General features: G+C 72.9%; 4 protein-coding genes. 2 read left to right on the forward strand and 2 right to left on the reverse strand.

The window, feature by feature from the left end:
- Positions 1 to 8: 8 nt before the first annotated feature.
- Positions 9 to 1,244, reverse strand: a complete 1,236-nt coding sequence (locus ACFW3L_RS06820; RefSeq protein WP_378737218.1) for an alanine racemase — start codon at positions 1,242 to 1,244, stop codon at positions 9 to 11.
- 146 nt (positions 1,245 to 1,390) lie between these two features.
- Positions 1,391 to 2,362 carry a glycerophosphodiester phosphodiesterase gene (locus ACFW3L_RS06825; RefSeq protein ID WP_378737220.1) on the reverse strand — a complete coding sequence of 324 codons (972 nt, stop codon included), beginning with the start codon at positions 2,360 to 2,362 and terminating at the stop codon, positions 1,391 to 1,393.
- Between the two features lie 313 nt (positions 2,363 to 2,675).
- Between ACFW3L_RS06825 and ACFW3L_RS06830 the strand changes: the two genes are divergently transcribed.
- Both ACFW3L_RS06830 and ACFW3L_RS06835 read left to right on the forward strand, forming a co-directional pair.
- Positions 2,676 to 4,259: a hypothetical protein gene (locus tag ACFW3L_RS06830; RefSeq protein WP_378737222.1), complete on the forward strand. Its 1,584-nt coding sequence runs from the start codon at positions 2,676 to 2,678 to the stop codon at positions 4,257 to 4,259.
- A 291-nt stretch (positions 4,260 to 4,550) separates the two neighbouring features.
- Positions 4,551 to 6,359 (forward strand): gamma-glutamyltransferase family protein, encoded by a 1,809-nt coding sequence (locus ACFW3L_RS06835; protein ID WP_378737224.1) that lies wholly within the window; start codon positions 4,551 to 4,553, stop codon positions 6,357 to 6,359.
- Positions 6,360 to 6,790 lie beyond the last annotated feature (431 nt).

Raw genomic sequence — 6,790 nt, forward strand, 5'->3', positions numbered from 1 at the left:
GCACGGCCTCAGAAGTAGGTGGCGATCGCGTCGACCACGCGGTGGTCGTCGTCCACCACCGGAATGACCTGCCAGCGGTCGAAGGCCGTGCACGGGTGGGAGATCCCGAAGGAGACCAGGTCGCCGGGGCGCACTCCCAGACCCTCGGGCACGTCGAGGTAGGCGTGGTGGTCGTTGAGGCCGGTGACCTCGACACCCTCGGCCGGGACCACCGACCCGTCGCGCCTGCGCAGGACGCGCGGGACGGGGAATCCCTGGTCGAAGTTGGCCTCGCGGCGGCCCATCCCGGCGATCGCCCGCCCCCGCTCCGGGGTGGACGTGACCTGCGCCCACAGCTCCAGGGCCCCGGACAGCGCGTCGCCGCCCTCGGGCAGCCGGTTGTACGGCGTGGTCCGCCGGTACAGGCCGTCGTCGTGGGCGACGTAGGCCCCGCTGCGCAGGATCGGCGTGACGTCCTCCCGGCCGCCGATCTCCTGGGCGACCACGTCGAACCACGCGCTGCCACCCACCGAGAGAACCGGACGCTCCAGGCCGTGTTCGGAGGCCAGGGCGGCGGCGTCCCCGAGGAGGTCCCCCAGGAAGCCCCGGACCCCCTCGGCGTCGCTGAGCGAACCCTCGTACCCGGCCACTCCGGCCAGCTCCAGGCCCGGAGCCCGTACGACCTCCCGGGCCACGGCCAGCACCGCCTCCCGCGTGCGGCAGCCCGTGCGACCGCCCGGCGTGCCGCGCTCCACCATCACCCGGAGGGGTCGGCCGCCGTCGCCCGACGCCTCCGAAGCCAGGGCGACCCCCTCGGAGGAGTCGACGTAGAAGAGGAACGCGAAGTCGGGGTCGGCGTCCTGCTCCGCCGCCACCCAGCGCAGGACCCGGGGGTCCAGGAGCTCGTTGGCCAGCAGGACGCGGTCCACCCCGAACCGGCGGAAGTCCAGGACCTGGTTGGCGGTGGCGGCGGTGATCCCCCAGGCGCCCGCGTCGAGCTGGCGCTGGGTGAGCACGGGGGACATCGCGGTCTTGCCGTGGGGCGCGAACAGGAGTCCGTGGCCGCGCGTGAACTCGGCCAGCGCGGCGATGTTGCGGTCCAGCGAGGAGGCGCGGAGCACCATGAGCGGCCAGGTGAAGGGGCCGCTGAACAGGTGGTCCCCACGCGCGGCGAACTCGGTCAGGGTGACGGGCTCGCCCGGCCACCACAGGCCCTTGGTACGCCAGTCGACGTGTTCCTGGGGGATGCACAGCCGTTCGCTCACGTGGCCTCCGCTTCCTGATGGGGGTGTTCTCGCTCCGATCCTCCCACTGGGGGCGTCGGGGCGCCTCCCTCCGGGGCGGGGTTCGCGCGTACGGACACGGCCGGACCCGCCCGGCACGCCGGGCGGGTCCGCCGCTGCGGTGGGGGTCAGTCGCCCGCGGGCGCCCCGACCGACTCCGACTCGGGTTCCCGGGCCGCGGTCGTGGAGTCGAGGAACTCCTCGATGGCCTTCTGGCCCCGGTCCGGGTAGTCCGTGATGAAGCCGTCCACGCCCATCTCCAGGACCCGCCCCATCACCTGGGTGTCGTTGATCGTGTAGGGCATGATCTCCAGGCCCGCGTCGTGCACCCGGTCGACGTAGTCGGCGTCGACGGTCGTGTGGTTCGGGTTGATCATGTGGGCCCAGTCGAACTCGGGGATCCGCTCTTCGGGGACCCGGCCGAGCAGCGCGTGCGGCACCGCGGGCAGGATCCCCTTCGAGAGTTCCGTGGACTCCCAGTCGAAACTCTGCACCACGAGCCGGGAGGGCTGGTCGGGCGCGTTGGGCATGAGCCAGTACGGGTGCCGGGCCAGCTCGTCCGCGATCCGGTTCTCGATGCCCGGGTACCGGGACGGCTCCTTGACCTCCAGGAGGAGGTTCATCCGGTGCTTCTTCAGGCGGTTCAGGGCCTGGCTGAGGAGCGGTACGGGTTCCCCGGCGAACGCGTCGTCGAAGGACGAACCGGCGTCGAGGCGGCGGATCTCCGCCAGCGTGAAGTCACCGACGTCGTAGGGCGCGCGGTTCGGGAAGACCTCCTCGACGTCGGTGGTGCGGTCGAGTCGCGTGTCGTGCATGAGGATCAACTGGTCGTCGGAGGTGAGCTGGACGTCCACCTCCACGGTCTCCGCGCCGAGGCGGTGGGCCTCGTCGATCGCCGCGAGGGTGTTCTCGGGCGCGTGTCCGGAGGCGCCCCGGTGGGCGACGGCGATGAGGGGGCGGTTCCGTGACGACTGCTGGGACGGAAGAACACTGGCGCCGGGGGTCACCCGCTGCGCCGTCGCGGCCTTGGTGACCGCGACCGCCTCCGAGGACGCGCTGGCGGGGACGGCGAGCGCGGAGCTCGATCCCAGGGCCAACATGAGTGATACGGCTCCGACTACGAATCCGATGCGCTGGTGCACCGGGCCTCCCAAGTACGCGTGGACTGGCCGACTGCTACCTCAGGGTGAGTGCGCTTGGTGACCGGACGGTGACCACGCGCGGAGCAGCCGGTGATCCGACGCCCATCTTCTGGTGGGTCCGTACCCCTCGGGCCACGGGAGCCCCACCCGTCAATCTCACCCTATGTAGGCAATTGATCGCTTCATGTCCGGTTTTTGACTGTAAGGCCCCTCCATAATCACGGAGAGTCCTGTAGACATCACGAGTAGTAGTCGATGGGAAGGAACTCTCATGCGCAAGCACCACACGAGGTGGGTCGCGCTCTTCAGTGCCGCCGCGATCTCCACGACGGGGCTGGTCGGCCTCGCCGGGCCCGCCGCGGCGGACGACGAGGACGCGAAGGCGCTCAGCTGGCCGGTCGTGCGACAGGGGGTGTCCACCTTCAGCATCGACGGGTTCGAGATCACCTACCTGCCCGACGGGCTGGAGCGCTACGGCATCAACGCCACGTCCACGACGGACCGTCAGGGCAACAGCCAGTCCCAGATCTCGTGGGTGCAGGGCCCGGACCAGTTGTACGGCCGGGTCTCCGTCCTGCGCTCGGAACGCCTCCAGGACCTGGAGGACGTTCGCGAGAGCCGGTACAGCCACCTCGCGCAGAGCTCCCTGGAGGAGGTACCGGCGGGCGAGTCCTTCGGGCACGGCGCGTACCTGTCCGAGGAGACCGGCGACCTCTTCTGGGTGGAGAGCCCGGGCGTCGCCGTCGCCACCCACCTCCAGCCGGAGCGCTGGGAGCGCGCGGAGCTGGTGCGGCTCGCGGAGGGCGTCACCGAGGAGACGGCACCGCAGGCCGAGACGGAGGCACCGGCGGCCGAGGACGCGAGCGTGGTCGTGGTCGAGGAGGACCCCCCGGCCGGGGACGCCGCCGACGTGGCGACCGCCGAGGAGGCTCCTGCGGAGACCCCCGTGGAGGAGGCTCCGGTGGAGGAGGCTCCGGTGGAGGAGGCTCCGGTGGAGGAGGCCCCCGCCGAGGAGACCCCCGCCGAGGAAGCTCCGGCTGAAGAAGCCCCGGCTGAAGAGGCGCCCGCCCAGGAGGCCCCGGTCGAGGAAGCACCCGCCGAGGAAGCCCCGGCCGCCGAGGCTCCCACCGAGGAGACTCCGGTGGAGGAAGCCCCGGCTGAAGAGGCACCCGTGGAGACGCCGGTCGAGGAGGCCCCGGCCGAGGAAGCCCCCGGCGCGGAGGCTCCCGCCGAGGAGGCCCCCGTGGACGAGGAGGTGGTCGACGGCGCCGAGCTCGACGAGATCACCCCGATCGAGGAGGCCCCCGCGGAGGAGACTCCCGCCGAGGCCGCTCCGGTCGCCGACGAGGCCCCGGCCGGGAACACCGCGTCCCCGGACCAGGCCGACCTCCCCGAGAACGTCTCCTCGCGCGAGGTCAAGACCTGCCTCACCGAGCACTTCGTGGACTTCGGCTCCGGTGAGTCCGAGCTCGACACCGCGCGAATGAGCGGGACCAGCGGCGCGCTCGTCGAGCGGGCGCTGTCCGGCGCCGACCTCGACGACGCCCAGCGCGACCGCCTGCTGGCCACGGTCTGGTACTACGGCGACGAGGCCGCCAAGGAAACCGCCACCAACGACTGCGCGCACCGGTTCGGTATGGAGCCCGCCGAGGTGGAGGAGGTCCTCGCGGAGGTCTCCGGGCTCATCGGTGAGCTCGCCCAGGAGCGCGACCAGAGCGTCTCCAGCTCGATGGACGAGGTCCGGAGGACGCACGACGCCGCCGAGGCCGGAGCGGTGACGGACCCGGTGGGCGCCGAGGAATGGGCCGAACTCTGGGACTCCCTGCCGTGGTCCATCCCGGTGGAGAACTCCTGACCTCACCTTCCGACCCGTGCCGACCGAAGCCCGGTCGTGAGCCGAACGCGTTCACGGCCGGGCTTCGGTCATGCCCGGGGCCCCGGCCCCCGACACCTTGCGGGTCGAGGCCGACAACCAAGGTCCCGAACCCCCGATGACCCGACATCCGTGCCAATTCATGCTGTACCGTCACCCTCGATCGGCCGGTTTCCACCGAGGACCGGTCGGCGCCCCGTCCTCCCTCCCCGGAGCGACACCCCCAGACGGGCGGCGAACCCGCCCTCCCCCGTCCGCAGGAGGTCTGCGCTCATGTCCGGATTCACCACCCGACCCCAGCTCCGCGGCGACTTCGGCATGGTCGCCTCCACCCACTGGCTGGCCAGCGCCACCGGCATGTCCGTCCTGGAACGCGGTGGCAACGCCTTCGACGCGGCGGTCGCCGCGGGCTTCACCCTCCAGGTCGTCGAACCCCACCTGAACGGTCCCGGCGGCGAGGTCCCCGTCATCTTCCAGGCCCCGGGCGGGTCTCCGCGCGTGCTCTGCGGCCAGGGCGTCTCCCCCGCCGCCGCCACCATCGGGGCCTTCGAGGGACTCGGGCTGGACCGGGTCCCCGGCAGCGGCGTCCTCGCGGCCACCGTCCCCGGTGCCTTCGACGCCTGGATGCAGCTCCTGCGCGACCACGGCACCATGTCCGTCCGCGAGGTCCTGGACCACGCCATCGGCCTGGCCGAACGCGGCTACCCCGTCCTGGGCAGGATCGCGACCGCCCTGGAGACGCTCGCCCCGGTGTTCTCCCAGCACTGGGCGGGCTCGGCCGCCGTCTACCTGCCGCACGGCTCCGCCCCGGCGGCCGGAACCCGGCTGCGCAACCCCGCCCTCGCCGCCACCTACCGACGCGTGGTCTCCGAGGCCGAGGCGGCGGGCGGCGACCGTGAGGCCCAGATCGAGGCGGCCCGCCGTTCCTGGTACCAGGGCTTCGTCGCGGAGGCGATCGGCGCCTTCCTCTCCGAGCCCGTCCCCAACGGTCACGGCGAGCCCCAGCGGGCCCTGCTGACCGCGCAGGACATGGCCGACTGGAGCGCGACCTACGAGGACACCGTCAGCACGGCCTACGGTTCCCACACCGTGCACAAGACCGGCCCCTGGGGTCAGGGTCCCGTCATGCTCCAGCAGCTGCGCATGGCCGAGGCGGCCGGGGTCGGGACCGACGCCCGTCAGGGCGTGAGTTCGGACTTCGTGCACTGGAGCACCGAGATCGCCAAGCTCGCCTTCGCGGACCGCGAGGGGTGGTACGGCGACCCCGAGTTCGTCGACGTCCCGCTCAAGGACCTGCTCGGCTCCGACTACGCCGCCGAGCGGGTGCGCGGGATCAGTGGAGAGCGCGCCAGCCTGGAACCGCACCCGGGCGCCCCGGGCGGTCGCGCCCCCTTCGAGGCGCCCGTGTACCTGGCCGGGGAGACCCCGGGCGACCGCACCACGGGAGAGCCCACCGTCCGCGACGCCGCCGGGCGGACCCCCACCGACCTGCGTGGGGACACCTGTCACGTGGACGTGGTGGACGCCGACGGCACCATGGTCTCCGCGACGCCCAGCGGCGGTTGGTTCAGCAGCTCGCCGCTCATCCCCGAGCTCGGGTTCCCCCTGGGCACGCGGGCGCAGATGTTCTGGCTCGACCCGGCCTCGCCCAACGCCCTGGCTCCGCGCCGCCGCCCCCGCACCACCCTCTCCCCCACCCTGGTGACCCGGGAGGACGGCGAGGCGGTCCTGGCCATCGGCACCCCCGGTGGTGACCAGCAGGACCAGTGGACCACCACGGCCCTTCTGCGGGTCCTCAACGGCGTGGACGACCTCCAGGAGGCCCTGGACACCCCCATGTTCCACACCAACGCCTTCCCCAGCTCCTTCCACCCGCGCGAGACCGTCCCGGGCGACCTGGTCGTGGAGCCGGGCGTGGGCGAAGAGGTCGTCGACGACCTCCGGCGCCGCGGGCACCGGGTGCAGGTCGCCCAGGAGTGGTCACTGGGCCGTCTGGCAGCGGTCGCCCGGGACCCGGAGAGCGGCGAACTGCGCGCGGCGGCCGATCCCCGGGGCGCGCAGGGGTACGCCGCCGGGCGCTGACCCGCTCGGGCAGACGAAAACGTACGGAAGCCCCCTCCGACTGGACAGGAGGGGGCTTTGTCGCGGGCTGGGGGTAGTGCCATGGCTTGACCGGACCTCTTGCCAAATCGGTCGGTCACTGCTTATGTAGACCTGTGCGGCGGGACCCCGGCCTGCGAGGCCGTGGAATCCGCCACAACTCCATACCACCCAAGGGCCGACCACCGCTGTCTCCCCCTCCCTCAGCGGCGGCCCTGTCCCCCCTCCTAACCGAGGCCTGCCTTCCCCTCCCGGCGGTTTTTCGGACATGGAGAAGGAAGGGGCCGTGGGGGGGCCCCCCCCCGGGCCCCCCCCCCCCCCCCCCCCGGGGGGGGGCCGGGGGGGGGGGGGGGGGCGGGGCCCCCCCCCCCCCCGGCCGGGGGGGGGGGCGCGGGGGGGCGCCCGCCGCCGAC

This window comes from Nocardiopsis sp. NPDC058789, assembly GCF_042745575.1.
Classification (GTDB): Bacteria; Actinomycetota; Actinomycetes; order Streptosporangiales; family Streptosporangiaceae; genus Nocardiopsis; species Nocardiopsis eucommiae.